General features: G+C 52.2%; 23 protein-coding genes. 21 read left to right on the plus strand and 2 right to left on the minus strand.

Features of this window, described 5'->3' with window-relative positions:
• Positions 1 to 6 precede the first annotated feature (6 nt).
• The 11 genes from AAFJ72_RS05770 to AAFJ72_RS05820 all read left to right on the plus strand — a co-directional run bounded on the left by AAFJ72_RS05770 (position 7) and on the right by AAFJ72_RS05820 (position 11,080).
• On the plus strand, positions 7 to 1,251 hold the full coding sequence (locus AAFJ72_RS05770; protein ID WP_432776395.1) for an NAD(P)-dependent malic enzyme: 1,245 nt from the start codon (positions 7 to 9) through the stop codon (positions 1,249 to 1,251).
• A gap of 98 nt (positions 1,252 to 1,349) precedes the next feature.
• Complete coding sequence (locus AAFJ72_RS05775) at positions 1,350 to 2,021, plus strand: FadR/GntR family transcriptional regulator (RefSeq protein ID WP_432776396.1); 672 nt, start codon at positions 1,350 to 1,352, stop codon at positions 2,019 to 2,021.
• An 82-nt stretch (positions 2,022 to 2,103) separates the two neighbouring features.
• The gene (locus AAFJ72_RS05780; protein WP_005831394.1) at positions 2,104 to 2,286 is read left to right on the plus strand and encodes a hypothetical protein; all 183 of its coding nucleotides are present in this window, start codon (positions 2,104 to 2,106) and stop codon (positions 2,284 to 2,286) included.
• A 21-nt stretch (positions 2,287 to 2,307) separates the two neighbouring features.
• Entirely contained in the window at positions 2,308 to 3,252 is a 945-nt protein-coding gene (gene accD, locus AAFJ72_RS05785) for an acetyl-CoA carboxylase, carboxyltransferase subunit beta (protein WP_122904787.1), read from the plus strand.
• Positions 3,219 to 4,175 carry an acetyl-CoA carboxylase carboxyl transferase subunit alpha gene (gene accA, locus AAFJ72_RS05790; protein WP_432776397.1) on the plus strand — a complete coding sequence of 319 codons (957 nt, stop codon included), beginning with the start codon at positions 3,219 to 3,221 and terminating at the stop codon, positions 4,173 to 4,175. Before accD ends, accA begins: the two co-directional genes overlap by 34 nt.
• Positions 4,176 to 4,397: 222 nt before the next feature.
• Positions 4,398 to 5,357, plus strand: coding sequence for a 6-phosphofructokinase (gene pfkA, locus AAFJ72_RS05795; RefSeq protein ID WP_122904789.1), 960 nt, complete (start codon positions 4,398 to 4,400; stop codon positions 5,355 to 5,357).
• 46 nt (positions 5,358 to 5,403) lie between these two features.
• The gene (gene pyk, locus AAFJ72_RS05800) at positions 5,404 to 7,158 is read left to right on the plus strand and encodes a pyruvate kinase (protein WP_432776398.1); all 1,755 of its coding nucleotides are present in this window, start codon (positions 5,404 to 5,406) and stop codon (positions 7,156 to 7,158) included.
• A gap of 100 nt (positions 7,159 to 7,258) precedes the next feature.
• Positions 7,259 to 7,453 (plus strand): hypothetical protein, encoded by a 195-nt coding sequence (locus AAFJ72_RS05805; protein ID WP_432776399.1) that lies wholly within the window; start codon positions 7,259 to 7,261, stop codon positions 7,451 to 7,453.
• 378 nt (positions 7,454 to 7,831) lie between these two features.
• Entirely contained in the window at positions 7,832 to 10,093 is a 2,262-nt protein-coding gene (gene nrdJ, locus AAFJ72_RS05810; RefSeq protein ID WP_122904792.1) for a ribonucleoside-triphosphate reductase, adenosylcobalamin-dependent, read from the plus strand.
• A 158-nt stretch (positions 10,094 to 10,251) separates the two neighbouring features.
• Positions 10,252 to 10,683 carry an acyl-CoA thioesterase gene (locus tag AAFJ72_RS05815; protein ID WP_122904984.1) on the plus strand — a complete coding sequence of 144 codons (432 nt, stop codon included), beginning with the start codon at positions 10,252 to 10,254 and terminating at the stop codon, positions 10,681 to 10,683.
• A 1-nt stretch (position 10,684) separates the two neighbouring features.
• Positions 10,685 to 11,080: an FxsA family protein gene (locus AAFJ72_RS05820; protein WP_122904793.1), complete on the plus strand. Its 396-nt coding sequence runs from the start codon at positions 10,685 to 10,687 to the stop codon at positions 11,078 to 11,080.
• Between the two features lie 75 nt (positions 11,081 to 11,155).
• On the opposite strand, the gene ytvI is transcribed toward AAFJ72_RS05820, so the two are convergent.
• Positions 11,156 to 12,286, minus strand: coding sequence for a sporulation integral membrane protein YtvI (gene ytvI, locus AAFJ72_RS05825; RefSeq protein ID WP_432776400.1), 1,131 nt, complete (start codon positions 12,284 to 12,286; stop codon positions 11,156 to 11,158).
• A 380-nt stretch (positions 12,287 to 12,666) separates the two neighbouring features.
• On the opposite strand from ytvI, the gene citZ reads away from it, so the two are divergent.
• The 4 genes from citZ to AAFJ72_RS05845 all read left to right on the plus strand — a co-directional run bounded on the left by citZ (position 12,667) and on the right by AAFJ72_RS05845 (position 17,311).
• On the plus strand, positions 12,667 to 13,779 hold the full coding sequence (gene citZ, locus AAFJ72_RS05830; protein ID WP_432776401.1) for a citrate synthase: 1,113 nt from the start codon (positions 12,667 to 12,669) through the stop codon (positions 13,777 to 13,779).
• A 155-nt stretch (positions 13,780 to 13,934) separates the two neighbouring features.
• Positions 13,935 to 15,218 (plus strand): NADP-dependent isocitrate dehydrogenase, encoded by a 1,284-nt coding sequence (icd, locus tag AAFJ72_RS05835; RefSeq protein ID WP_432776402.1) that lies wholly within the window; start codon positions 13,935 to 13,937, stop codon positions 15,216 to 15,218.
• A gap of 52 nt (positions 15,219 to 15,270) precedes the next feature.
• Complete coding sequence (gene mdh / locus AAFJ72_RS05840) at positions 15,271 to 16,209, plus strand: malate dehydrogenase (protein ID WP_122904797.1); 939 nt, start codon at positions 15,271 to 15,273, stop codon at positions 16,207 to 16,209.
• Between the two features lie 493 nt (positions 16,210 to 16,702).
• Positions 16,703 to 17,311: a hypothetical protein gene (locus AAFJ72_RS05845; RefSeq protein ID WP_432776403.1), complete on the plus strand. Its 609-nt coding sequence runs from the start codon at positions 16,703 to 16,705 to the stop codon at positions 17,309 to 17,311.
• Positions 17,312 to 17,392: 81 nt separating this feature from the next.
• Here AAFJ72_RS05845 and AAFJ72_RS05850 read toward each other — a convergent pair whose 3' ends face one another.
• The gene (locus tag AAFJ72_RS05850) at positions 17,393 to 17,917 is read right to left on the minus strand and encodes a hypothetical protein (protein ID WP_005834754.1); all 525 of its coding nucleotides are present in this window, start codon (positions 17,915 to 17,917) and stop codon (positions 17,393 to 17,395) included.
• A 788-nt stretch (positions 17,918 to 18,705) separates the two neighbouring features.
• On the opposite strand from AAFJ72_RS05850, the gene AAFJ72_RS05855 reads away from it, so the two are divergent.
• The 6 genes from AAFJ72_RS05855 to AAFJ72_RS05880 all read left to right on the plus strand — a co-directional run bounded on the left by AAFJ72_RS05855 (position 18,706) and on the right by AAFJ72_RS05880 (position 24,793).
• Positions 18,706 to 19,401, plus strand: a complete 696-nt coding sequence (locus tag AAFJ72_RS05855) for a response regulator transcription factor (protein WP_122904798.1) — start codon at positions 18,706 to 18,708, stop codon at positions 19,399 to 19,401.
• An 18-nt stretch (positions 19,402 to 19,419) separates the two neighbouring features.
• Positions 19,420 to 21,183 (plus strand): two-component system histidine kinase PnpS, encoded by a 1,764-nt coding sequence (gene pnpS, locus AAFJ72_RS05860; RefSeq protein ID WP_432776404.1) that lies wholly within the window; start codon positions 19,420 to 19,422, stop codon positions 21,181 to 21,183.
• A gap of 93 nt (positions 21,184 to 21,276) precedes the next feature.
• Entirely contained in the window at positions 21,277 to 21,933 is a 657-nt protein-coding gene (gene phoU / locus AAFJ72_RS05865; RefSeq protein WP_432776405.1) for a phosphate signaling complex protein PhoU, read from the plus strand.
• 176 nt (positions 21,934 to 22,109) lie between these two features.
• A complete protein-coding gene (locus AAFJ72_RS05870; RefSeq protein ID WP_432776406.1) occupies positions 22,110 to 23,198 on the plus strand; it encodes a PRK06851 family protein in 1,089 nt (362 codons plus the stop codon).
• Between the two features lie 68 nt (positions 23,199 to 23,266).
• A complete protein-coding gene (locus AAFJ72_RS05875) occupies positions 23,267 to 24,205 on the plus strand; it encodes a VanW family protein (RefSeq protein ID WP_432776407.1) in 939 nt (312 codons plus the stop codon).
• Between the two features lie 159 nt (positions 24,206 to 24,364).
• Positions 24,365 to 24,793 (plus strand): MarR family winged helix-turn-helix transcriptional regulator, encoded by a 429-nt coding sequence (locus AAFJ72_RS05880; protein ID WP_122904803.1) that lies wholly within the window; start codon positions 24,365 to 24,367, stop codon positions 24,791 to 24,793.
• Positions 24,794 to 24,797 lie beyond the last annotated feature (4 nt).

Raw genomic sequence — 24,797 nt, forward strand, 5'->3', positions numbered from 1 at the left:
GTTAAGATGTCTAATCTGAGAGAGGAAGCACTGGAACTTCATCGAAAAAATAAAGGGAAGCTGGAGGCGGTGACAAAGGTTCCTGTTCGCAATGCGCACGACCTGAGCTTGGCTTATTCTCCTGGCGTAGCTGAACCTTGCAAAGACATTTTCGACGACAAGTCCAAAGTTTACGATTACACGATGAAAGGCAACCTTGTTGCGGTCGTGAGCGACGGTACTGCCGTGCTCGGCCTCGGCAACATCGGTCCGGAAGCCGCCATGCCGGTTATGGAAGGGAAAGCGGTGCTGTTCAAATCGTTCGCAGGTGTGGATGCATTCCCGATCTGCCTGAACACAACCGACGTGGACAAAATCGTGGAGACAGTGAAGCTGCTTGAGCCGACTTTTGGCGGCGTGAACCTCGAAGACATCGCAGCTCCTGCATGCTTCGAGGTGGAAGAGCGCCTGAAGCGTGAGACGAACATCCCAATCTTCCATGACGACCAGCACGGTACGGCCATCGTGACGGCAGCAGGTCTGATTAACGCCCTGCGCGTGGTGGGCAAAAAGCTGGAGGACATCCGCGTGGTAGCGAACGGTGCGGGTGCGGCAGGTATCGCAATCATGAAACTTTTGATTTCCATGGGCGTAAAAGAAGTCATCATGGTCGATACAAAAGGCATCGTGTACGAAGGCCGCACCTACGGAATGAACCCGGTAAAAGAAGAAATGGCGAAAATCACAAACCGCAGCAAGCTGCAAGGTGATCTGGCAGATGCGATGAAAGGGGCAGACGTATTTATCGGCGTGTCTGTCGCAGGTGCCGTCACTCCGGAAATGGTTCGCTCCATGAACCGCGATCCGATCATCTTCGCCATGGCGAACCCGACTCCGGAGATCATGCCGGAAGAGGCAAAAGCGGCGGGCGCAGCGGTTGTCGGTACAGGCCGTTCCGACTTCCCGAACCAGGTGAACAACGTCCTCGCCTTCCCGGGCATTTTCCGCGGAGCGCTCGATACGCGCGCGACCGAGATCAACGAAGAGATGAAGCTGGCAGCCGTCTATGCCATTGCGGACCTGATCTCGCCGGAAGAACTTTCTGCTGAAAAAGTAATCCCTGCTCCGTTCGATCCGCGTGTTGCTCCAAACGTGGCAGCAGCCGTAGCCAAAGCGGCGATGGAAAGCGGCGTAGCCCGCATCACCGTCGATCCGGAAGAAGTAAAAGAGAAAACAGCCAGTCTGGCAGCTATTTCCTACCAAAAAGTGTAAGGGAAGTGCAGTCAAACACCCTCCACGAGCACCTGTATCGGACGTGAATATGTGGAGGGTGCTTCACTTCACCAGTAGCAGCAATAAGGAGGGTCATTGTGCTCGACTCCACTCAAGATCGAAAGGTTTACGAAGGCATTCTCCTGCAACTTCACGAAATCATTCAGGAGCAAAACTTGCGGCCTGGTGACAAGCTCCCGTCAGAGAGAGAGCTCTCCGAGAAGTTGGGAGCAGGACGATCCTCTGTGCGCGAAGCTCTCCGCGCCCTGGAACTGCTCGGCCTCATCGAGACACGCCGTGGGGAAGGTACCTTTCTCAGGCATTATCGGCACAACCGTCTGATCGATATTCTTGGCTTTTTTATCCTACGGGATACAAAAACCAAGAAGGACTTGATCGAAATGCGCAAAATGCTGGAGATCGACGCTGTTCGCCTCGCCTGTAGACGGGCAACCGCGAAGCATTTTGAAGAGATGGAACGGATTCTCGCCATTGCCCAAGAGAGGGTAGATAGAGGCGAGGTTCCGACAGAGGAAGACTATCAGTTTCATCGCGTGATCTGCCGCTCCAGCCGCAATTCCATCCTACACCGCATCTGGACGCCGCTGGTAGAGTACAGCAACAGCGTGCGGACGGAGTCGCTGTCGCGGGAAGGCAGGGCGCGCATGGCGCTGGAAGAGCACCGCGGAATCATGGAGGCAATCCGCGCAGGCGATGTCAATGTCGCGGTTGAGAGAATGAGGCACCATCTGGAGAACAGCAAACTTTAGATTTTTCTCCTATTTGCGAGGGGCGCAGGCGCTGTGATATGATGATGCAGACCTGTATTGGACGATGAAGGAGGAAGCCAGCATGTGGACGGTCATCTACATCGCTCCTAGCGCTAAAATAGCAGAACGGATACAGCAACGTTTGACAGATGAAGGGTTTTTGGTCAAGGTTCGCGAGGCGAAGGTCTCGAAGCAATACGAGATTCTCGTACCCGAGGGCGAACTGAATGAGGTCCGGGATGTACTCGGCTCGATCCTTCACTGATGAGAAAGGTAGGGTGTACCTGTGCTAAAAGATCTTTTTGGGAAAAAGCGCAAATTTGCCACGGTCCCTTCTGAAACACTGGCACGTGTCCCTGCTTCCACCAACGTTGGCAAGGAAGCGGGTACGAAGGAGAAGGAAGTCCCTGAGGGATTGATGAATAAATGCCCACATTGTGGGACGATCCACTACTCGAAGGATTTGGAAAAAAATTTGCGCGTATGCAAGGGCTGCCAGTACCATTACTCCATGTCCGCACCGGAGCGGTTGCAATCCATCTTGGATGACGGGGTTTTGACGGAGGAGTTTGACGCGAATCTGATTACCGCCAATCCGCTCGGGTTTCCAGGCTATCTGGAAAAGCTGGAGCAGGACATGGCCAACACCAATCTGAACGAAGCGATCATCACCGGCGAGGGACTTCTGGGCGGCAACCGTATCGTGATCGGCGTCATGGATTCCCGCTTCCGCATGGCCAGCATGGGCTCGGTTGTCGGGGAAAAAATTACGCGTGCAATTGAGCAAGCGATCGAACGGCGACTGCCTTTCATCCTGTTCTCCGCATCCGGCGGGGCGCGCATGCAGGAAGGCGTACTGAGCCTGATGCAAATGGCAAAAACGAGCGCAGCCTTGTCCAGACTTGACCGCGAGCGTTTGCTGTTCATTTCGGTCATGACGAATCCTACATACGGCGGCGTGTCGGCGAGCTTTTCTTCGCTTGGAGACTACAACATCGCAGAACCGGGTGCCATGATCGGCTTTGCGGGACGCCGCGTCATTGAGCAAACCATTCGTCAGGAGCTGCCAAAAGATTTCCAGACAGCGGAGTTTTTGCTGAAAAACGGTCAGCTCGACATGGTCGTGCACCGTAAAGACATGCGGCAAACACTGTCCAAGCTGGTAGAGATGCACACGTCACGGGAAGGAGTGGAAGTATGGCAGGCGAACTCCCCTTTGAAAAGCCATTAGTAGAGTTGCAAGACAAAATCAAGGAATTGCGCCGATTCACGGAAGAAAAAGGCATTGATTTTTCCGACGAAGTAAAGCGTCTGGAGCAAAAAGCGAAAGAGCTTTCTGAACAAATTTACGGCAACCTGACGCCATGGCAGCGCGTCCAACTGGCCCGTCATCCGGAACGACCAACGACTCTGGACTACATTCAACTTCTTTTTACTGATTTTTTGGAAGTACACGGGGACAGGCTGTACGGGGACGACCATTCGATCGTGGGCGGGATTGCCAAGTTTGACGGGCGCCCGGTGACGGTTATCGGTCATCAAAAAGGGAAAGACACGAAAGACAACATCAAGCGCAACTTCGGGATGGCGCATCCGGAAGGGTACCGCAAAGCATTGCGCATCATGCAGCAGGCCGACAAATTCGGACGGCCGATCATCTGCTTCATCAATACATCCGGAGCTTATCCGGGAAAAGCGGCGGAAGAGCGCGGCCAGAGTGAAGCGATCGCTCGCAACCTGCGGGAGATGGCTACTTTTCGCGTGCCGATCATTTGCATCGTCATCGGCGAAGGCGGCAGTGGCGGCGCGCTGGCAATCAGCGTAGGCAACCGCATCTTCATGCTGGAGAATTCCTATTACTCCGTAATTGCACCGGAGAGTGCGGCTGCGATCCTCTGGAGAGATTCCAGCCTGGGCATGCGCGCAGCGGAGACGATGAAAATTACGGCTCCCGATCTGCTCGAACTGGGCGTGATTGACGGGATCATCGACGAGCCGTTTGGCGGAGCGCACCGCGACCTGATTGCACAGGCAGCTTCGGTCAAGGCAGTCATCTCCGAGCAACTGGAACAGTTGAGCCGTTTAAGCCCGGATGAACTGGTACAGGACAGATACGAGAAGTTCAAACGAATCGGCGAGTACGCCTCCCTGTAAGCGGCAGGGGGCGTTTTTTGTCTTTTTTCTGCATGGAAAATCTGCTACAATCGAGTTCGAATAAGCAAGTTATCAGAGCTTTCAAAAAGTATGGCACATTTCTGTTGTGTGTATAACAGATATACGAGACGGAGTAATACAGCATGTTTCATACAGGTTATGGTACATACTGTTTCCGTTTCATGACATGCTAAAGACGAATGGATTGGAGAGGTGGATTCCATGCAAAAACTTGCGGTTCTGACCAGCGGCGGAGATTCGCCAGGCATGAATGCAGCGATTCGTGCGGCCGTTCGCCGCGCCGCATACCACGGAGTGCAAATGTTCGGGGTATATCACGGATACGAAGGTTTGATGAAAGGCGATATCCAGGAAATGACACTCGGCTCCGTTGGAGACATTATCCATCGAGGAGGAACCATCCTCTACTCTGCCCGCAGCGAAGCCTTCAAGACAGAAGCCGGACAGCAAAAAGCGGTGGAGCAACTGCACAAGTTCGGGATCGAAGGGCTGATCGTCATCGGCGGGGACGGCTCGTTCCGCGGGGCGCAAAAGCTGACGGAAAAAGGTTTTCCGACAATCGGCGTGCCGGGCACGATTGACAACGACATCCCATGCACCGACTTTACAATCGGGTTCGATACCGCGCTCAATACGATTGTGGAAGCAATTGACAAAATTCGTGATACGGCAACTTCCCATGAGCGTACCTACATTATTGAAGTAATGGGACGGGATGCGGGCGACCTGGCTTTGTGGGCCGGACTTGCTGCAGGGGCGGAATCGATTATCATCCCGGAAGAATCCCACGACATGAACGATATTATCGAACGTCTGCACGCCGGACAGCGCCGCGGCAAAAAGCACTCCATCATCATCGTGGCAGAAGGCGTGGGCAGTGCGGCTTCATACGCCGAAGCGATCACCAGGGAAACTGGCTGGGAGACGCGCGTGACCGTACTCGGCCACATTCAGCGCGGCGGCTCACCGACCGCGATGGACCGCATGCTGGCGAGCCGGATGGGGGCAGCCGCAGTCGACTTGCTGTTGGAAGGCAAAAAAGATCGGATGGTCGGCATCCAAAACAACCGGATCGTTGACGTTGATTTCAACGAAGCTTTGTCACAGAAGCATCAATTGGATTTATCCGTATATCAACTGGCGCGAACACTGTCTATCTAGCCGAGCAGCGCTGGAAGAGCAGTGTGATAGGGGAGGCGTAATTCCTATGTTAAGGAAAGCAAAAATCGTGTGTACCATCGGACCGGCAAGCGAGTCTGTCGAGACGTTGAAAAAGCTGATACACGCGGGAATGAACGTGGCTCGTTTGAATTTTTCCCATGGGAGTCATGAAGAGCATGCGGCGAGAATCGCCAACATTCGCCGTGCATCTGAGGAGACGGGCAAGCCGGTAGCGATCCTGCTGGACACAAAAGGGCCGGAAATCCGCACAGGCACGCTCGCCGTCGATGCAGTCGAACTGGAAGAAGGCAAAACACTGATCCTGACGACAGAGGAAGTGGCCGGAACTGCCGAGCGCGTTTCCATTACGTACCCGGATTTGCCGCAAGACGTCCAGCCGGGCGACACAATCCTGATTGACGACGGCTTGATCGGATTGACGGTTCAGGAAGTGCAGGGAAACGAGATCGTTTGCCTCATTAAAAACGGCGGGACGCTGAAAAGCAAAAAAGGCGTCAACGTACCTGGCGTCAAAATCAACCTGCCCGGCATTACGGAAAAAGATGCGCAGGACATCGAGTTCGGCATCCAGCAGCAGGTTGATTTCATCGCGGCTTCTTTCGTCCGCAAGGCTTCTGACATTTTGGAAATTCGGCAAATTTTGGAGCGGCACAACGTACACATTGACATCATCGCCAAAATCGAAAACCAGGAGGGCGTCGACAACGTCGATGAAATTCTCGCGGTAACAGACGGCCTTATGGTGGCACGCGGCGACCTGGGCGTGGAAATTCCGGCCGAAGAAGTGCCGCTCGTCCAGAAAAAGCTGATTAAAAAATGTAACGAGCTGGCCAAGCCTGTCATTACGGCTACGCAAATGCTCGATTCCATGCAGCGCAACCCGCGTCCGACCCGTGCCGAGGCAAGCGACGTCGCCAATGCGATTTTCGACGGCACCGATGCGATCATGCTGTCCGGCGAGACGGCTGCGGGCAAATACCCGGTGGAATCCGTGGAAACGATGGACCGCATTGCCGTAAGAGCGGAGCAAGAGTTGAATTACCGCGAGATTTTGTACGCACAGGCCCAGCTCAAGCAGGTGACGATTACCGATGCGATCAGCCAGGCTGTCTCCAATGCAGCGTTGGATCTGGATGCTGCTGCGATCATTACGGCAACGGAAAGCGGTCATACGGCGCGCATGGTGTCCAAATTCCGTCCGAAGGCGCCCATTGTCGCGGTCACTCCGCATGAAGCGGTCATCCGCCGCCTGGCACTCGTAAACGGCGTCTATCCGGTCAAAGGCGTACTGGCGAATACAACCGATGAGATGCTGGAGATGTCTGTGCAGGAAGCGCTCGATGCCGGCTATGTGCGTCATGGCGATCTCGTGGTGATTACTGCGGGCGTGCCTGTGCGCGAAGTCGGGACAACCAACCTGATGAAAATTCACGTGATTGGCGATGTGTTGGCAAAAGGTCAAGGCATCGGCCGCAAAGTCGTGACAGGCCGGGTTGTGATTGCCCGTTCCGCAGAGGAAGCGCTGCAAAAAGTGGAGGAAGGCGTCATTTTGGTGACGATCGGAACGGATTCGGACATGATCGAAGCTTTCAGCCAGGCTGGTGCCGTCATTTGCGAGGAAGGCGGACTGACGTCTCACGCTGCCATCGTAGGCTTGAACCTGGGCGTGCCTGTGATCGTAGGCGTGCCGTTTGCCACAGACTTGTTGAAAGATGGGCAAGTTGTCACGGTAGACTCGGAGCGCGGGCATATTTATTCGGGTCATGCGCGAGTTTTGTAAGAAGAATCGTCTTGTCTGACAGGGCTTTTTTAAGCCGCACCCCGTGATGGAAATCAACGGGGTTTTCTTTTGTAACCACTGCGAAAAGGAGGCTAATTCTATGCAACAGTTGGCAAATATCCTTTTCATCTTTTCTTCTGCGATCACCCTGATCTTTGCTGTCAGGGCAATCATTCAATATAAGGGCGCAGATGATAATCGGAAGAAAACACTCATCCATACGTTTCTCATTTCCCTGGTGTTTACAGGCATTCTGATCGCATTCGTATCCATGATGATGATTGAATCGGTTTAGGGTGGCAATTCGTCACCCTTTTTTCTGTTGTCCCGACTGGCAGCCAAAAATTTTTTGCTAATGCCTTCCAGATAACGGTACTTTTTTGGTGATGCAAACCAAGGCAGAATCTGATAAAATCGATCAGGTGTTCGTCTTGATCGCCCGCAGCTTTTTACAGTTTGCCTGTGCTTTTTTCAGGAAAAAACGATCCCATCTGTCTTGCGAAAAGGCGAAAAACCACTCTCTTCGCGGGTTGTCGATGTCAAGCACTTTTTTCAGCGAAACACAATATGTAGTGTTGTCGAATTTTATTCCGCACAATATATAGGTTAAACTATTGAGTTTTTCTCGTAAAGATAGTTAACTAGAGAGGAAAGAATCGAAGGAGGAACATTCATGCTGGCGACCGAAACTGTATCCCGCACCGTTTTTTTGAGGGATGAATTTTTAGCACAATATCCTGATTTTCCTGCTCATATGAATCCTCTGGGACAATTTGTTTACTACCGGACTTATTCCCGCTTTCTCCCGGAGAAAGGCAGACGGGAAACGTGGAAAGAGACATGCCGCCGTTCGGTGGATTACAATATGAAGCTTGCGTACCAACATATGAAAAAAATCGGCCTGCAGCCAAATGAGCAGGCGATGGAGGCAGAAGCGGAAGGGCTGTTTGACAACATGTTCAACCTTCGCCAGTTTCTGTCCGGCCGGACGCTGTGGGTAGGCGGCGCGGAGAACGGCGTTGCCGATTTGTACCCGCTGGCCAACTTCAACTGCTCGTTCTTGAACATCCGATCCTGGGACGATCTGGGCGATTTGTTCTACCTGTTGCTCGTAGGAACGGGCGTAGGTTTTAAATGCACGAAGGAAATGGCAGCCGGACTTGGGCCGATCCGCACCAACGTCACCCTGCTTTCTTCCGAGTACAGACCGCTTCCGAAGCACCAGCGTCTGGAACGTTCCGAGATGAATGTGCTGGACAACGGCTTTGCGAAAATTTACGTAGGAGACAGCAAGGAAGGCTGGGTAGAGTCGCTGCGCCTGTACCTGCAAATCCTCACCGATCCGGCCTACGAGCATATTCATACGGTCAAAATCTCCTACAACAGCGTGCGGCCAAAAGGCGAGCGGCTGAAACGCTTTGGCGGTACAGCAAGCGGACACGAGCCGCTGCGCGAAATGTTTGAAGGAATCGACAAGGTGCTGAAAAACCAGATCGACCAGCATCTGGCACCAATCGAAAGCGACGAAAAAGGGTATGGCAAAATTCGCCCCGTACATATTCTCGACATCGGCAACCTCATCGGAGCAAACGTTGTGGTCGGGGGCGTACGCCGCACTGCGGAAATTTTCCTGTTTGACCAGGATGACTACGAGTGCATGCTGGCAAAATACGGCATCAACGGCTTCTGGACGGAGGAGCAGCTTGCTCACCACCGCCGCGTCGGAGAGCTTTTGGGAGAGCACAAGCCAGCCTGGTTTGACAGCATTCAAAAAGTGGGAGACGGACGCTTCGGCCTTGACCACCGCCGCATGTCCAACAACTCGATTGCGTTCACCAAGCAGCCGACCAGAGAGTTTTTGCACCTGGTCTTCACGCTGATGCAACTGGAGGGCGAGCCGGGCTTTATCAACCTGGAAGAAGCGAATCGCCGCCGCCCGAATGCGGAAGGGCTCAACCCTTGTGCGGAAATTTTGCTCGATTCGTACGGCGTCTGCAACCTGACGACAGTGAACCTGGTGCAGTTTGTCCGCGAGCGCGAGGACGGCTCCAAATATTTGGACCTGGACGGACTGCTGGACGCACAGCGCAAATCTGCCCGTGCAGGCTTGCGGATGACGCTCGTTACTTTGGAACTGCCGCATTGGGATACGGTGCAGCAGCGCGACCGTCTGCTTGGAACGTCGCTGACAGGCGTGAAGGATGCGCTCGCTTCGCTTGGCTACACCGAAGAGCAGGAGCTGGAGTTGCTGCGTCAACTGGGCGAGGCTGCCCGCAGTGAGGCGGATCGCTATGCGTATGAGCTGCGCGTGAACTCGCCGCTGCTCGTTACGACCGTCAAGCCGGAGGGAACATTGTCGCAGGTGGCTGGCGGCGTATCCAGCGGCTTGCACTGGTCGCATTCGCCTTACTACATCCGCCGCATTCGGATCAACTCCCAGGACCCTCTGGCAAAAGCTGTACAAGCTCTCGGCTGGACCGTTCATCCCGAGGTGGGCACACCGGGAGAAACGCATGAAGAGCGCATGGCAAACGCGCGGACGCTCGTGATCGACTTCCCGGTAGCGTCCGGTGCCAAAGAAACGAAAAACGAAGTGAGCGCAAGACGCCAGTTCGAGACGTACTTCCGCTTCCAAAAGGAGTACACCGAGCACAACTCTTCCAACACGATTACGGTTCGCAAGGAAGAATGGGACGAAGTGGAAGAAATCGTCTATGCCAACTGGGACAATTTCGTCGGCGTGTCCTTCCTGCAACTGGATGGCGGAAACTACCAGCTCGCGCCGTATGAAGAGTGCACCAAAGAGCAATACGAGGCGCTGAAACAATCGATGAAGCCGTTCGACCCGGCGATTTTGCAGCAATTCGAAACGGGCGGCGACTCGGATTTGTCCACCGCAGAAGCTTGCGAGGGCGGAGCTTGCCCGATTCGTTAATCAAAGCGCGCCAGATAGAAAAAGAGAAGAGGGAGAGACAGTCACCACGCGTCTCTCCCCCTTTGTATTTTGCCAAAGTCTATTGTTCTTCCGGTCAGGCCGCAAGATCAGATTGTCTATGGTAAAATAAACGTATCGAGAAAGGGGCGATGATGAGAGTGAGTCCGATTATTCATGCCCATCGGCTGCGTGTACGCTACGGCGAGACGGATCAGATGGGCGTGGTGTACCATACGAATTACTTGAACTGGTTTGAGGTGGGACGAACCGAATTGATTCGCAATGCGGGGCTTACCTACCGCGAGCTGGAGGAAAGAGGCGTGCTATTGCCGGTTACAGACGCTGCGATCTCTTACAAAAAGCCGGCCCGCTACGACGATGTGGTGGAAATTCAGACGCGGGTCAAAGAGCTGAGCGCCGTTCGGCTGGCGTTTGCTTACGATATTATCCGCGTGTCGGACCAGGAGCTGCTCGTGTCAGGCGAGACGATGCATGTGTTTACGAACGCAGAGCTGAAGCCGATTCGCCTGGCCAGAACAGAGCCGGAGGTTTACGCCTGGTTGGAGGCCCAGTATAAAGGAGGGGAGTAGCGTGCTGCGTTTTCTCATCATCCTGTTTGTCGTCGGATTTGGCCTGGAATTGTGGGGACTGATTACGGTCGGTTCGCTGATCGGCGGCTGGAACACAGTTTTTTTGGTCATCCTGACCGGACTGCTCGGGGCATGGCTGGCGAAGCAGCAAGGCGTCCAGGTGTTTCGCTTGCTGCAATTCCAGTTGGCGCGTGGACAAATGCCGACAGAGGCGATCATCGACGGCGTGCTGATCCTGATCGGCGGCATTTTGCTCTTGTTGCCGGGCTTCGTCTCTGACGTGATCGGCCTGATTTTTCTCATTCCGTACACCCGCATGATTTTGCGCCACCTGCTGAAACAATGGCTGTGGTATTTGATCTCGTCGGGGCGCATCCGCTTCTTTTTCCGCAGATAAAAGAGCAGATGGCAAAAAGAACCGCTTCGGGCGATGGCCTCCCTTCACACGGCCGGCCCGAAAGCGGTTCTTTTGTTAGGTGCGTTTTCCGCGAATGTAGCTCCAGATGTCCACGAACACGTTGGCCTTGACCAGCGCGTTAATCAGCACGAGCGAAACAGGGCCGATAATCAGTCCCAGAAAGCCGAACAACTGCAGGCCGACGAACAGCGCGACCAGTGTGAGCAGCGGGTCGAGACCGACGCTTTCCGCTACGACCTTTGGCTCGATGATCTGGCGGAAGATAAGGACGACAGCGTACAGGATGGACAGTCCGATGACCATCGTGTAGTTGCCCTTGAAAAACAGGTAGATGATCCAGGGCACGAAGACGGTCCCCGTTCCGAGATACGGCAAAAGATCGACCAGGCCGGTAATCAGCCCGATTGTAACGGCGTATTCGACGCGCATGATAAGGAGTCCGACGATCACGATGGCGGCAGTCAACGAGATGAGCGTCAGCTGTGCCTTGAGAAAGCCGAGCAAAGCGCCGCGCAGGTCGCGGAAAATCTGGTCCAGCCGATTGTTGACGCCGCTTGGCAAAAGTCGGCGGAAGCGCGCTTCCCAGAGGAAAAAGTCTTTGGAAATAAAGAATGCCCCCATGATGGAAATCACCGATACGGTAGCCATGTTCGGCAACGAGACGAGCACGTTTTTCAAGCTGTCCAGGAAGCTGACAACCAGGTTTTGGCCGGCATGGGTGATGGAAGTGATGCCGCTGCCGACTGTGTTGCTGATTTTGTCCTTGTAGTTCGGATCAAGCTGGTCGTAAATCCATTGCACCTGGTTGTAAATGCCGAGCAAAAAGTCCTGCGAGATCGTCCGCTGCAAATAATCGGACAGTTCCTGGGCAAAGCCCGGCAGACGTTTGGCCAGCTCACCGATCTCCACGACGGTTTCCGTGACGACCAATGTCACAAGCCCGATGGCGAGCAGCATCAAAACGAGCAAGGCGAGCGTCACCGACAGCCAGCGCGGAATCTTGAACTTTTTCGTGATGTACGTGACAGGCTTGTGGATCAAGAGCGCAATGAGTAAAGCAATGATAAATGGGTAAAGTAATGGTGTTGCAAACTGAAACAGCCAAATTCCTACATACACAAGCAGGCAAACCCATAAAAAGCGAATGATTTGGAAGAGGCGCTCCACCCAGTTTTCCTGATTCAACAAATGTCTCCTTTCTGCCATAAAACAGCGCGCAAATGCTTATGGAACTATTATGCAGCAAGCCGTATAAATGGAGCAAGTTCGCGCAAAAAACAAAACTGCGTTTCATCCTTTGAAACATTTTTTCGCCAATCTTATTCACAAAATCGCTATAATCTTTTATAATTGGGTCGACTTATAGTGGATTCTTTTCTCCTGCCTCTCCCCTTGGCATGTTCTGAGGATTTGCGTGGATCTATTTCCTGACAAAAGAGTGGTGGATGAAAGAAACCGCTACTATCAACTTCATATTTGCTGTGGATCAAGTCGTTTATCAGTCGCAAGGACAAGCGAGACTGGATAAGCGCTACTACTTTGAGTGGAAAAGGAGAGGGAGTTCAATGACAACAACACGTGGACTAGAAGGCGTCGTTGCCGCTCAATCATCAATCTGTTCGATCGTCGATGGTGTTCTTTGCTATGGCGGGATCAACATCGATGAGCTGGCAGAACATGCAACTTTTGAAGAGGTTGTATATTTGCTCTGGCATGGAGCGTTACCGAAGCGAGATCAGCTGGAGACTTTGAAAAAACAACTGGGCGAAAATGCCGCAGTGCCAAAAGAAGTGCTGGAGAGCATTCGCCACTATCCAAAAGGCGTACACCCAATGGCGGCGTTGCGCACAGCTGTCTCTTCGTTAGCGCTCTACGACCCGGAAGCGCAAGATATGTCTCCTGAAGCCAACTATCGCAAATCCATCCGTCTGGTGGCCCAAACTCCTACTCTGATTGCTGCTTATGAGCGCATGCGCAAAGGCTTGGAACCGGTTGCTCCTCGTGCAGATTTTACCATCGCGCAAAACTTCCTCTACATGCTGACTGGCGAAGAGCCAACAGAAACAGCTGTGAAAGCGTTTGACGTAGCGCTGGTTCTGCATGCTGACCATGAGTTCAATGCATCTACCTTTGCCGCTCGCGTAACCGTTGCAACCTTGACTGATATTTACTCCGGTATCGTCTCTGCAATCGGCACGCTCAAAGGCCCTCTGCACGGTGGCGCCAATGAAGCCGTTGCGAAAATGCTGGTGGAAATCGGCAGCATCGACAACGTGGAATCCTACATCCGCTCAAAACTGGACAACAAAGAGAAAGTCATGGGCTTCGGACACCGTGTGTACAAAGATGGTGACCCACGCGCGAAATGGCTGAAGCAAATGTCCCAAAAGCTGACCGCGCAAATCGGCCGTCCAGAGCTGTTTGAAATGTCCGTGAAAATCGACGACATGATCTCCAAGGAAAAAGGACTGAAGCCAAATGTTGACTTCTACTCCGCATCCGTGTACATCTCTCTCGGCCTGGAGACAGACCTGTTCACACCGATCTTCGCCATCAGCCGCATGTCCGGCTGGACGGCCCACATCATGGAACAGTACGAAAACAATCGTCTGATCCGTCCACGCGCGGATTACACCGGTCCGGTCAACCAACACTACGTGCCAATTGACCGCCGCTAAACACCTGCTATTTTCGAGCGTGGAGGGCAAGCTGGTCCAGCTTTTGCTGACCGGTCCCTAAGCGCAAGCTTGAGAACTACCACAAGCAGTGGTAGTTCTCCTACGTCTGGAAATATTCATATTCACCTAACTATCTCAACACTGGAGGGATTCTTGTGTTCAAAGACCTTGCACAACCAACTGCTGGCGAAAAAATCACCGTGGACAACGGCAAACTGGTAGTTCCTAACAACCCGATCATTCCTTTCATCGAGGGTGACGGTACCGGCCCTGACATCTGGAGAGCTTCCGTTCGCGTTCTGGATGCAGCAGTAGAAAAAGCATACAAAGGCGAGAAAAAAATCGCCTGGTTCGAAGTATTCGCAGGGGAAAAAGCGTTTAACAAATACAACGAGTGGCTGCCAGAAGATACACTGACCGCTATTCGCGAATACCTGATCGCCATCAAAGGTCCTCTGACTACACCAGTAGGCGGCGGTATCCGTTCCATCAACGTGGCGCTGCGCCAAGAGCTGGATCTGTACGCTTGCGTGCGTCCTGTTCAATACTTCGACGGCGTGCCATCCCCAGTGAAACATCCTGAATTGACAGACATGGTTATCTTCCGCGAGAACACAGAAGACATCTACGCTGGTGTTGAGTGGGCAGAAGGTACTCCAGAAGTGAAAAAAGTGATCGACTTCCTGCAAAACGAAATGGGCGTGAAGAAAATCCGCTTCCCAGAGACTTCTGGTATCGGTATCAAGCCTGTTTCCAAAGAAGGTACAGAGCGTCTGGTTCGCGCAGCGATCAACTACGCGATCGACAACAAACGCAAATCCGTTACCCTCGTACACAAAGGCAACATCATGAAGTTCACCGAAGGCGCGTTCAAAAACTGGGGTTATGCAGTGGCAGAAGCGGAATTTGGCGACAAAGTGTTCACCTGGGCACAATACGACCGCATCAAGGCTGAAGGCGGCGACGCTGACAAAGCGCAAAAAGAAGCAGAAGCAGCGGGCAAAATCATCGTAAAAGACGTGATCGCAGACGCGTTCCTGCAACAAATCCTGACTCGTCCAGCCGAGTACGATGTAGTGGCAACCCTCAACCTGAACGGTGACTACATCTCCGACGCGCTGGCTGCACAAGTTGGCGGTATCGGTATCGCTCCAGGTGCAAACATCAACTACCTGACTGGCCATGCGATCTTCGAAGCAACTCACGGTACAGCTCCAAAATACGCTGGTCTGGACAAAGTGAACCCATCCTCCGTGATCCTGTCCGGAGAAATGATGCTGCGTCACCTGGGCTGGAACGAAGCGGCTGACCTGATTATCAACTCCATGGAAAAAACCATCTCCGCGAAAACCGTCACATACGATTTCGCTCGCCTGATGGAAGGCGCAACCGAACTGAAATGCTCCGAGTTTGCTGACGCGCTGATTCAAAACATGTAAGATAGAGATAGTTTGGAAACTATTACCTTACATTTTGGAGGGGAGTTAAGTCATGGCATTCAACCGTAAAAAAATTGCTGTTATCGGCAGTGGCTTCACTGGTGCAACCACAGCATTTATTTTGGGGCAAAAAGAACTGGGTGACGTCGTACTGGTTGACATTCCGCAACTGGAAAACCCGACAAAAGGAAAAGCGTTGGATATGATGGAGTCTTCCCCTGTGCTTGGCTTTGATGCCAACATTACGGGGACAGCGAACTACGCGGACATCAAAGGTTCCGATCTGGTCATCATCACTGCAGGGATTGCCCGCAAGCCCGGCATGTCCCGCGACGACCTCGTGAACACAAACGCAGCCATCATGAAATCGGTGGCGGAGCAAGTGAAAACGTATGCGCCAAACTCGATTGTGCTCGTTCTTTCCAACCCTGTTGATGCGATGACTTATACCTTCTACAAAACGTCCGGCTTCCCGAAAGAGCGCGTAATCGGGCAATCCGGCGTGCTGGATACGGCGCGTTTCCGTACCTTCGTGGCGATGGAACTGAACATCTCGGTTGAAGATGTGACAGGCTTCGTGCTCGGCGGACACGGCGACGACATGGTTCCTTTGGTGCGCTACTCGTACGCGGGCGGCATCCCACTGGAAACCTTGATCCCGAAAGATCGCCTCGATGCCATCGTCGAACGCACCCGCAAAGGCGGCGGCGAAATCGTCAACCTGCTCGGTAACGGTTCCGCCTATTACGCCCCGGCTGCCTCGCTGGTGCAGATGGCGGAAGCGATCATCAAGGACAAACGACGTATCCTGCCTGCCATTGCGCTTTTGCAAGGCGAGTACGGCTACCACGATCTCTACCTTGGCGTACCGACCCTTCTTGGGGCTAACGGGATCGAGAAAGTGATCGAGCTGGAGCTCACCGCAGAGGAAAAAGCAGCGCTCGACAAATCGGCTGATTCCGTGCGCAATGTGTTGGCTGTTTTGAAATAGCTGGATTGAGATGAATAACGAAAGACGCCTTTCTTCGCGAAAGGCGTCTTTTTTTGCGGGAACGTCCAGTGGAGGTGAAGCAAATGACGTCTTTGTCCGGCGGCGGGCGGTCAGGCGTTCATTCGGAAATGACAAGGTGCTCATAGCGTAGTGAGGAGGGGAGCTGGAGTTTATATTGAATTGATGTATGCCACTCAAGAAGAGGGAGCGAAGACGGCTACGGGCAATACGGAGTGGAATCATGTTTTTAGCAAAGAAGGCCTGATTTTAATGAATCATCTATATTGCTTATTATCAGGACCAAAAGGAGTTGCACCTATACGACTCTTTTGAGGGGGGTATTTTCAAAGAGGTAATAAACTTATATAGGGAAAATGTTGAATTTTTTTTGAACAAGTCGATTTAATAATAATTTTATTACAAATATGGAAGGATTTTGCAATAATTTGCAGAATAATGTACTTGATGAAATTAAATAAATTAAGGAGGAAACATGAAAAAGCCATTTCTTGTTGTATTAACGATGTTTTTAGTCGTATTGAGCCTTGGTAATTTTGTTGCTTCTGCCAAAGGCAACAATGCAACAGTAGAAACAGGGGAGGTTGTTGTTGAAGACCTTTCCTACGAGGAAGCAATGCAACGTATTGCAAAATATAGCGGTAGGTCGTTAGAGGAAGTAAAAAAAGAACAACCTAAAACACAAAAGAGCTTAAAAGCTTTAAGTGCAACATGCTCATACAGTGAAGTGTCTCAGCGATTATCAGTTTCAGGAACATATAAACCAAGATTTATTGCTATTGTAAATAAGTGCAGAGACGGTAGTTTCGGTTGGGTTTCTGACATTAGATATGCCGGATTAGATAGGTATCACGGGGTGAGCAAGCAATTTTCAGGTGATGTACAAGCGTGGGTAAAAAATAATCAACAAGGTATTGAGTATCTTGTAAACGGTGATTTTTATGATAATGGATCAACTACTCTAAATTTTCAAACCGGCATAGACACCCCGGTATTTAAAGCTACTTTTAGTGTTGCAAATGCATCAAATCATTACCGATACTTCTATAGCGGATATCAGTATCTCTCTGTTACTGGGAATTAAATAACTGCATACATTCAAAGGGGCAATCTTCAAGTCAAGAGAATGACCAGAGAGCCCCTTTTTGCTGTTCGGAGAAATTGTTTAGTTCGTTTTCTTTGAGATGAATTCGTTTGAAATTGTCTTAAAAATATTGGTGTACATTAGTTTGAGATTTTTTTCTGTCTTTTCATCATTTTCCAGGCCATATTCAAATATTTTATATTGCCCGTCTTCATTGATAAATCCAGTTGCAAACATACCGGAGCTCGTTGAGGGAGCAGTAGAATATGTTAGACTTTCTTCTATGAACGGGTAATATGATTTGGTTGATCCGATAAAGAAAACAGGGTATTTCAGACTTTTATAAAGCCTGGCAAATTGAGGTTTGGAAGCTTCCTCTAGGCACTCTGGCATGATAAATAATGCGTGAAACTCTGTATCCGATGCATTAATTAGTGATTCAAGAGTTGTTTCGATGAAATCAATATTTTCGTTGACCACAGGAGGCTGCCCGATCACTCCAATTTTTAGATTCTGCTCGTTATTGCCTGCAAAGGAGTTATCATTTACACATCCGGCAGTAAGCAACAGGCAGGCTAAAATGATATGTAAAAATATACTTCTCAATTAATCAACTCCCCGGCCTTTGAATTTTACATATAATACCATAATTTTCTTATATGGTCAAATCTTCATTATTAGGGGTGTACAAACATTTGGCTGTTATAATCTTTTAAGCCCGGGCTCTGCAACTACCTCTATGGGTTGCCCCGAAAGGCTTGTAAGATTTTTAAAACCCCCATCAACATCATTAGCCCCTGACGAGGAAAGAGGAGGAATACGCGAAAGCTCTTTGGGATCCCGACCGAGGTGGAAGGGAAAAAACGAAACACGCTTTTAAGAGTCGACTCTGAGACACATCCTGAATAAACCACTTTGGACGTGGTTTCATTTTTTCCCTGGAACCGGGCAGTAGTGCTTCCAGCGGGGATCCCAAGAAGCTCCAGCGATTTCTCCTCTTTCCACGCCGCCACGAAAGCTACGATCAAGGGGCTTACCGGGACGAACCGAAGCTAAAGCTGCGATCAAGGGCTTTCAAAATTACCGGGACGAGCCGAAGCCAAAGCTACGAGCAAAAGGCCCTACGACCAAGGGGCCTTTCAAAACACCCCCCGAAGCCTAACATCCCCTCCCTGATGCCCACCCCTCATTCGAGGCATACCACTCCAAAGAACCAACGGAACGCCCAAGCCACACCCACCACAGCCAGCCTCCAAACACCTTTACAAAAAAATTACTTGTCTTCCGGTTTCAGCATTGGCAGACTGAGAGGTGTAGAGAGAAAAAACAACCAGAGGACGAAGGTCTGTAAACCATAATCTGCAGCATCGCATTGGTAGGGGGAAACGGACAAAATGATTAAAGTTTTGGTAGTGGATGACGAAGCTTCCATCGTGAAGCTGCTGCAATTCAATCTGGAAAAGGCGGGTTTCCAGGTAGTGACCGCCTTTGATGGCAGACAGGCGCTCGATATGGTGAAAAGCGAGCAGCCCGATTTCATCATTCTCGACTTGATGCTGCCGAAAATGGACGGCATGGACGTCTGTAAAACATTGCGCCAGGAACGCATTAACACGCCGATCCTCATGCTGACGGCAAAGGATGACGAGCTCGATAAAATTTTGGGTCTGGAGCTGGGTGCTGACGACTACTTGACCAAGCCGTTCAGCCCGCGCGAAGTAGTCGCCCGCGTAAAAGCCATTCTCCGGCGCTTTCAGGCCACGCCGGAAGCTGCGGTTGCGCCGGAAGAGGTCGTGATCCGGTTTGGCGACATCCGCATCTATCCGGAAAAGTACGAAGTCTTTTGCCAGGATACAAAAGTAGAGCTGACCCCAAAGGAATTTGAACTGCTCAACTACCTCGCCAGCCACCAGGGGCGTGTGCTCACCCGCGACCAGCTGCTGAACGCCGTCTGGAACTACGATTTTATCGGGGATTCCCGCATTGTGGACGTACATGTGAGCCACCTGCGGGAAAAACTGGAAGAAGACACGAAAAACCCGCGCTACATTAAAACCGTTCGCGGCTTGGGATACAAGCTGGAAGGATAACAAACGGGGGGCACAACCTTGACTCGCTTTCGGATCAAACTCACCTTCACCATACTGGGATTAATCTCATTAGTCCTCCTGTTGATGGGGATGTACTTTGCAAAGGTTCTGGAAAATTCCTACTTGCAATCGCTGCATGAGCTTTTGTCCCGCGAGTCCAAGCTGGTTGCCCAGGCGGTCCGCTTCCCGACCGTTTTTGACAATCAGGAGTCGCTTGCAGATCGCGTTCTGCAGGTGGCGCCATCCGATGAAGTACGCCTGACGATCATCAACCGCGAAGGCCAGGTGCTGTACGACAACTCCACCCATGCCGATGAGATGGAAAACCATCACGACAGGCCGGAAATGCAAGCGGCGCTCAAGGGGGAAATCGGCATCTCCCGCCGTTTCAGCGAGACGCTGGGCTACGACATGATGTACGTAGCAGTGCCGGTCGAGCAGGGGACGAACATTGTCGGTGCCGTCCGCTCGGCCATGTCGATGAAAGACATTACAGATACAGTCCATAACATGTGGTACAGCCTGCTGACAGGCTTGCTCGTGACACTGGTGGTCGGCTCGATTGTCGTGTCGCGCATTTCCTTTTCCATCATTCGTCCCATCGAGGAAATTACGCGCGTCGCCCGCAACATTACGCAGCGCCAGTACGAGAGCCGGGTGCGGATCAAGGCCAAGGACGAGATCGGCCAGCTCGCCGGAGCGATCAATTTCATGGCGTCCAGCCTGGAACAGCAAATGTACGAAATCTCCGAGAATCAGCAGCGGCTTGCCGGGGTGCTGACCAATATGACAAGCGGTGTCATTTTTATCTCGGAACAGCGCAGAATCATGCTCGTCAATCCCGCAGTGGAAAAGCTGCTCGGAACCGCAGGACACGAGCTGGTAGGCAGGCTGCACATCGAGGCGGGCAAAAGCTTCGGCCTTTCCCAATACATTGACAGATGCCTGGACAAAAGCGAGAAGTTCCGGCAGGAGATCCACATTTACTATCCGCAGGAGCGCATCCTCGACGTCAATTTTGCCCCGTACATCAATTTCAAGGGGGAATCGCGAGGCGTCGTCGTCGTCCTGCACGACATCACGGACATCCGCCGTCTGGAAAAGATGCGCAGCGACTTTGTGGCCAACGTTTCGCACGAGCTGCGGACGCCGATCACCTCGATCAAAGGGTTTACGGAAACGCTTTTGGAAGGAGCGATGCACGACGAGGAAACGTGCCGCAATTTCCTGCAAATTATTTCGGATGAGAGCGAACGGCTGTACCGGATGATCCGTGACATTTTGGACTTGTCCAAAATCGAGCAGAAACGGATTCCCCTGCAAGTAAGCCGCGTGCATGTGCAAGAGCTGATTCGCTCGGCTGCGGCGATCATGCACGACCAGGCGCTGAAAAAGCATCTGAAGGTAACGCTGCCGGACAGCCAGCCGGACATTTGGCTGATGACGGACAAAGATTGTCTCCAGCAAATCGTCCTGAACCTGATGACGAACGCGATTGCCTACACCCCGGAAGGCGGCGAGATCACGATCCGGGCAGAAGCAGACGACGAGCACGTGACGATTCAGGTAGCCGATACGGGCATCGGTATCCCGGAAAAAGACCTCACGCGCATTTTCGAGCGCTTTTACCGTGTCGACAAAGCGCGCAGCCGCGACTCCGGGGGAACAGGGCTTGGCCTTGCAATTGTCAAGCACCTCGTCGAAAACCTGCACGGCCAGATCGGGGTGGAGAGTGTGGAAGGAAAAGGCACTGCGTTTACCGTCACTTTGCCGCTCAGTTGAAATATTTACACAAACAAAATAGTAGCTTTACCCGTGCCATACATTCCTCTTGTACGATTTGTCGTGTCAGACAAATGAAGGGGGACGAGGAACATGTCGCGGTACGCTTTCGAAGAGCAGCTGGATGTATTGCATCGCAAGCTCATGTCCATGGGCACGTTTGTGGAAGAAGCCATTCATAAATCGATCAAAAGCTTGGTGGAGCGGGATGTTCAGTTGGCAGAAGAAGTCATTGCCGGCGATCCGGTCATCAACGAGCTGGAGCAGGAGATTCAAAGCGACTGCTTCCGCCTGATCGCCTTGCAGCAGCCGGTCGGAAGCGACCTGCGCCGGCTGGGAACGATGCTCAAGCTGGTGACGGACCTGGAACGGATGGGCGACCACGCGGTGTCGATCTCCAAGACGACGCGCCGCCTGATGGCTGAGCCGTACATCAAACCGCTGATTGACCTCCCGTTGATGGCGGATCACGTCAAAGCGATGGTGCGAGACTGCCTGAACGCCTATATCGCCCGCAACAAGGAAGCGGCAGAAGAGATTGCCGCTCGCGACGACATCGTCGACAAACTGTTTGCAACGATTTTCCGTGACCTGATCGAAATCATGACCAAAAATGGCAACGCGATTTCCCAGGGGACTCATCTCTTGCTGGTGGCGCAATATTTGGAGCGGATTGCCGATCACGTCACCAACATTTGCGAGTGGATCATCTACATGTCCACGGGCAAAATGACCGACCTGAACAAATAAGCCCCGGCAAACACGTTTGCCTGGGCGCAAAGCTAATAAGCGAAAAAAGCCGCTGCGAGCCGTCTGATGCCTGCAGCGGCTTTTTCCTGTCATGACAGACGCCTATTTCTTCCTCGCTGCATACAATACAACGATTCAACTCCAATTTCAGCAAAAGAAGTACGGGAGGGAATGGCATGACAAAACAAGTACGCCACATATACGCCGCAGGCAATACGGCGCGAGGATACAAAACGTTTTACGATTCGGTCCTGCAAGGGATGGAGCGCGTCTACATTTTGTCCGGAGTAGTGGAGGGAGTCACGTCTCCGCTCATCGAATCGATTGGCAAGGAAATGTCCGGCAAGACGGACCAGGTGGAGTGGATTCATTCTCCTTTTGTAAACGGACAATACGACGGGGTTGTTTTTCACGAGTGGAAGGTCGCCATTATGGACGGCAGCTATCCCCGTACGTGGCGACCCGCTGCGCCGGGCGTTACGGAAATCCAGGTCAACCTGCAATCGGCGGTGGCCATGGATCAACTGGCGCGTTACAAAAAACAGATCGCGGCGTGGTATGAGGATATTTTTTTCTGGAGCGAAACAGCCTACCAGGCGTTCGGAGACGCGCTGCGCATTCACGATGAATGGGAAGCGCTGTACATTGAAAACCTGAACCGGGAAGAAGCCAACCGCGTTACGGAAGAAGTGATCGCACTGTTTTTTGGCAAGGAAAAGCGTGAAAAAAAGGCGCAGGTGCGCAGAATGTACCTGGGAGCCGCCACGCCGCATGGGCCTGTCGATCACATCATGAAGCTGACGGACTCGATGCAGAAGCGCTACTTCATCAAAGGGCGGCCGGGCTCAGGCAAGTCGACCATGCTGAAAAAGCTGGTGGCCGAAGCGGAAAGCCGCGGCTTCGATGTCGAGGTGTACCACTGCGGACTGGACCCGAACAGTCTCGACATGGTGATCGTGCCGGAAAAAGGGCTGGCTATTTTCGACAGCACCGCGCCGCACGAATACTTCCCCAGCAAGGAGACAGACGAGATTATCGACATGTACACGCGGGCCATCGCTCCTGGCACCGACGAGAAGTATGAGGAGGAGCTTGCCGACATCAAGGCTCGCTACACGCAAAAAATCAAGGAAGCTACGGCGTCTTTGCTCGCAGCCAAGGAACTGCGCGATCAACTGAACAGCATATATGCCGAAGTCGCGGACCAGACACGACTAAACGCCGTCGCCCAGGCGATCATGAGCAGACTGGCGCGGACGAGATAAAGATACTGTGCATGACCGCATGAAACCCGTTCGGCTGTTCATACTACAGGAAGGAGGTGAGCGGCCGGATGGGGTATGCTTTGACTCTGGCTTTGCTTTTGCTAGTCAATCCACTTGATCCAACCAACTTCTTGCACGTTGAGATGGGAGACAAAACGGTAGCTATCCTGGACCGGGCGGATTATACCTTGCCTGTTGGCGGTGTCCCTGTCGCGGATGACTACCGTTTGCAACAACTGTTGGACAAAGTAGCCAAGGAGGCGTACATAGAGCCGATCAACGCGACCATTAATGCGCATGGAGCCATCGTCCCCGAGAAAAAAGGCCGCAAGCTGGACGAAGCTGCATTTTTGGAACAGTTTTACCAGTATTACTACGGCCAGGGTGCAGCGACCATGCAAGTCACCTGCAAAGAAGTGTATCCAAAGGTGGACAAGGCTCTGCTCAGCCAGGTGCGGAAAAAAGTAATCGGGCAGTACGCCACTTATTTCAACTCGCAAAACAAAAACCGCTCTCACAATATCAAGCTCGCTGCCCAGGCGATCAACAACTACGTCTTATTTCCCGGGGAAACTTTTTCTTTCAACAAGGTAGTCGGCAAGAGGACGAAGGAAAAAGGCTATTTGCCAGCGCCCATCATCGTCAGGGGCGAGCTTTCCGAAGGGATCGGCGGCGGAATTTGCCAGGTATCCTCGACTTTGTTTAATGCGGTGGACAAGGCGGGACTGCATATCGTGCAGCGTTATTCCCACAGCAGAAACGTCGCCTATGTGCCCCCGGGCCGGGATGCGACCGTGAGCTGGTACGGACCGGACTTTGTTTTCCAGAACAAATACGCGTACCCGGTCATGATCCGCGCCATTGCCGGAAACGGGACGATGTACGTGACAGTGAACTCTTTTCCCGAGATCGAATACGAGCCGCGCCATGTGCCGAGCGTGAGCCAAAAAACGCCGGAGGAAGGGCCGGCAAGTCCAGAGACGATTACAGAACCAACATTGCCTTGAAGGGAGCGGGCATGTTGGTTTTTTAACGTGATCGTTCATCTAATTACCTAGTTAAAATTTAAGCAGAAGAAATAGTTGCCACGAAAACAAAAAAGTCGTATAGTGTTTCCTGTGATAAAAATTTCGTGCCCGAAATATTAGGTAGGAAAGGAGTGTATCATGAACAAGCCTCTGCATATTCGGGATTTGCTGAAGCGTCTGAACAAGACGTTTACGACGATGGCGACGAAGGAGCTGAGCAAGTACGGCTTGACGGTTCCCCAGCTGATGGTCATCCGGCAAATCCACTGCGATCCGAAGACAATCGGCCAGATCAGCAAGGCTGTCGATCTGTCGTACAGCACCGTTTCCGGCATTATTGATCGGCTGGAGCGGGAGCAGCTGGTCGAGCGTGTGCGCGATGACAAGGATCGCCGCGTCGTCTGGATTCGAAAGACGGAGAAGATTACCGAACTGTTTGCCAAGGTGGACTTATTTTCAGAGGAATTTTACAAGCGTATTTTCGACGGTTTTTCGGAAGAAGACCTGGACGGCATTATTTACTCCATGGAAACGCTGATTGCGAAACTAGAAGAGAGAGAAAGCTGAGGAG

It is taken from the genome of Brevibacillus gelatini, from assembly GCF_050920745.1.
Taxonomy (GTDB): domain Bacteria; phylum Bacillota; class Bacilli; order Brevibacillales; family Brevibacillaceae; genus Brevibacillus; species Brevibacillus gelatini.

Excerpts from the sequence above, each read along its gene's own strand:
- AAFJ72_RS05770 (WP_432776395.1), top strand. The coding sequence starts at position 7 with ATGTCTAATCTGAGAGAGGAAGCACTGGAACTTCATCGAAAAAATAAA.
- AAFJ72_RS05780 (WP_005831394.1), top strand. The coding sequence starts at position 2,104 with ATGTGGACGGTCATCTACATCGCTCCTAGCGCTAAAATAGCAGAACGG.
- accA (WP_432776397.1), top strand. The coding sequence starts at position 3,219 with ATGGCAGGCGAACTCCCCTTTGAAAAGCCATTAGTAGAGTTGCAAGAC.
- pfkA (WP_122904789.1), top strand. The coding sequence starts at position 4,398 with ATGCAAAAACTTGCGGTTCTGACCAGCGGCGGAGATTCGCCAGGCATG.
- pyk (WP_432776398.1), top strand. The coding sequence starts at position 5,404 with ATGTTAAGGAAAGCAAAAATCGTGTGTACCATCGGACCGGCAAGCGAG.
- AAFJ72_RS05805 (WP_432776399.1), top strand. The coding sequence starts at position 7,259 with ATGCAACAGTTGGCAAATATCCTTTTCATCTTTTCTTCTGCGATCACC.
- nrdJ (WP_122904792.1), top strand. The coding sequence starts at position 7,832 with ATGCTGGCGACCGAAACTGTATCCCGCACCGTTTTTTTGAGGGATGAA.
- citZ (WP_432776401.1), top strand. The coding sequence starts at position 12,667 with ATGACAACAACACGTGGACTAGAAGGCGTCGTTGCCGCTCAATCATCA.
- mdh (WP_122904797.1), top strand. The coding sequence starts at position 15,271 with ATGGCATTCAACCGTAAAAAAATTGCTGTTATCGGCAGTGGCTTCACT.
- AAFJ72_RS05845 (WP_432776403.1), top strand. The coding sequence starts at position 16,703 with ATGAAAAAGCCATTTCTTGTTGTATTAACGATGTTTTTAGTCGTATTG.
- AAFJ72_RS05855 (WP_122904798.1), top strand. The coding sequence starts at position 18,706 with ATGATTAAAGTTTTGGTAGTGGATGACGAAGCTTCCATCGTGAAGCTG.
- phoU (WP_432776405.1), top strand. The coding sequence starts at position 21,277 with ATGTCGCGGTACGCTTTCGAAGAGCAGCTGGATGTATTGCATCGCAAG.
- AAFJ72_RS05870 (WP_432776406.1), top strand. The coding sequence starts at position 22,110 with ATGACAAAACAAGTACGCCACATATACGCCGCAGGCAATACGGCGCGA.
- AAFJ72_RS05875 (WP_432776407.1), top strand. The coding sequence starts at position 23,267 with ATGGGGTATGCTTTGACTCTGGCTTTGCTTTTGCTAGTCAATCCACTT.
- AAFJ72_RS05880 (WP_122904803.1), top strand. The coding sequence starts at position 24,365 with ATGAACAAGCCTCTGCATATTCGGGATTTGCTGAAGCGTCTGAACAAG.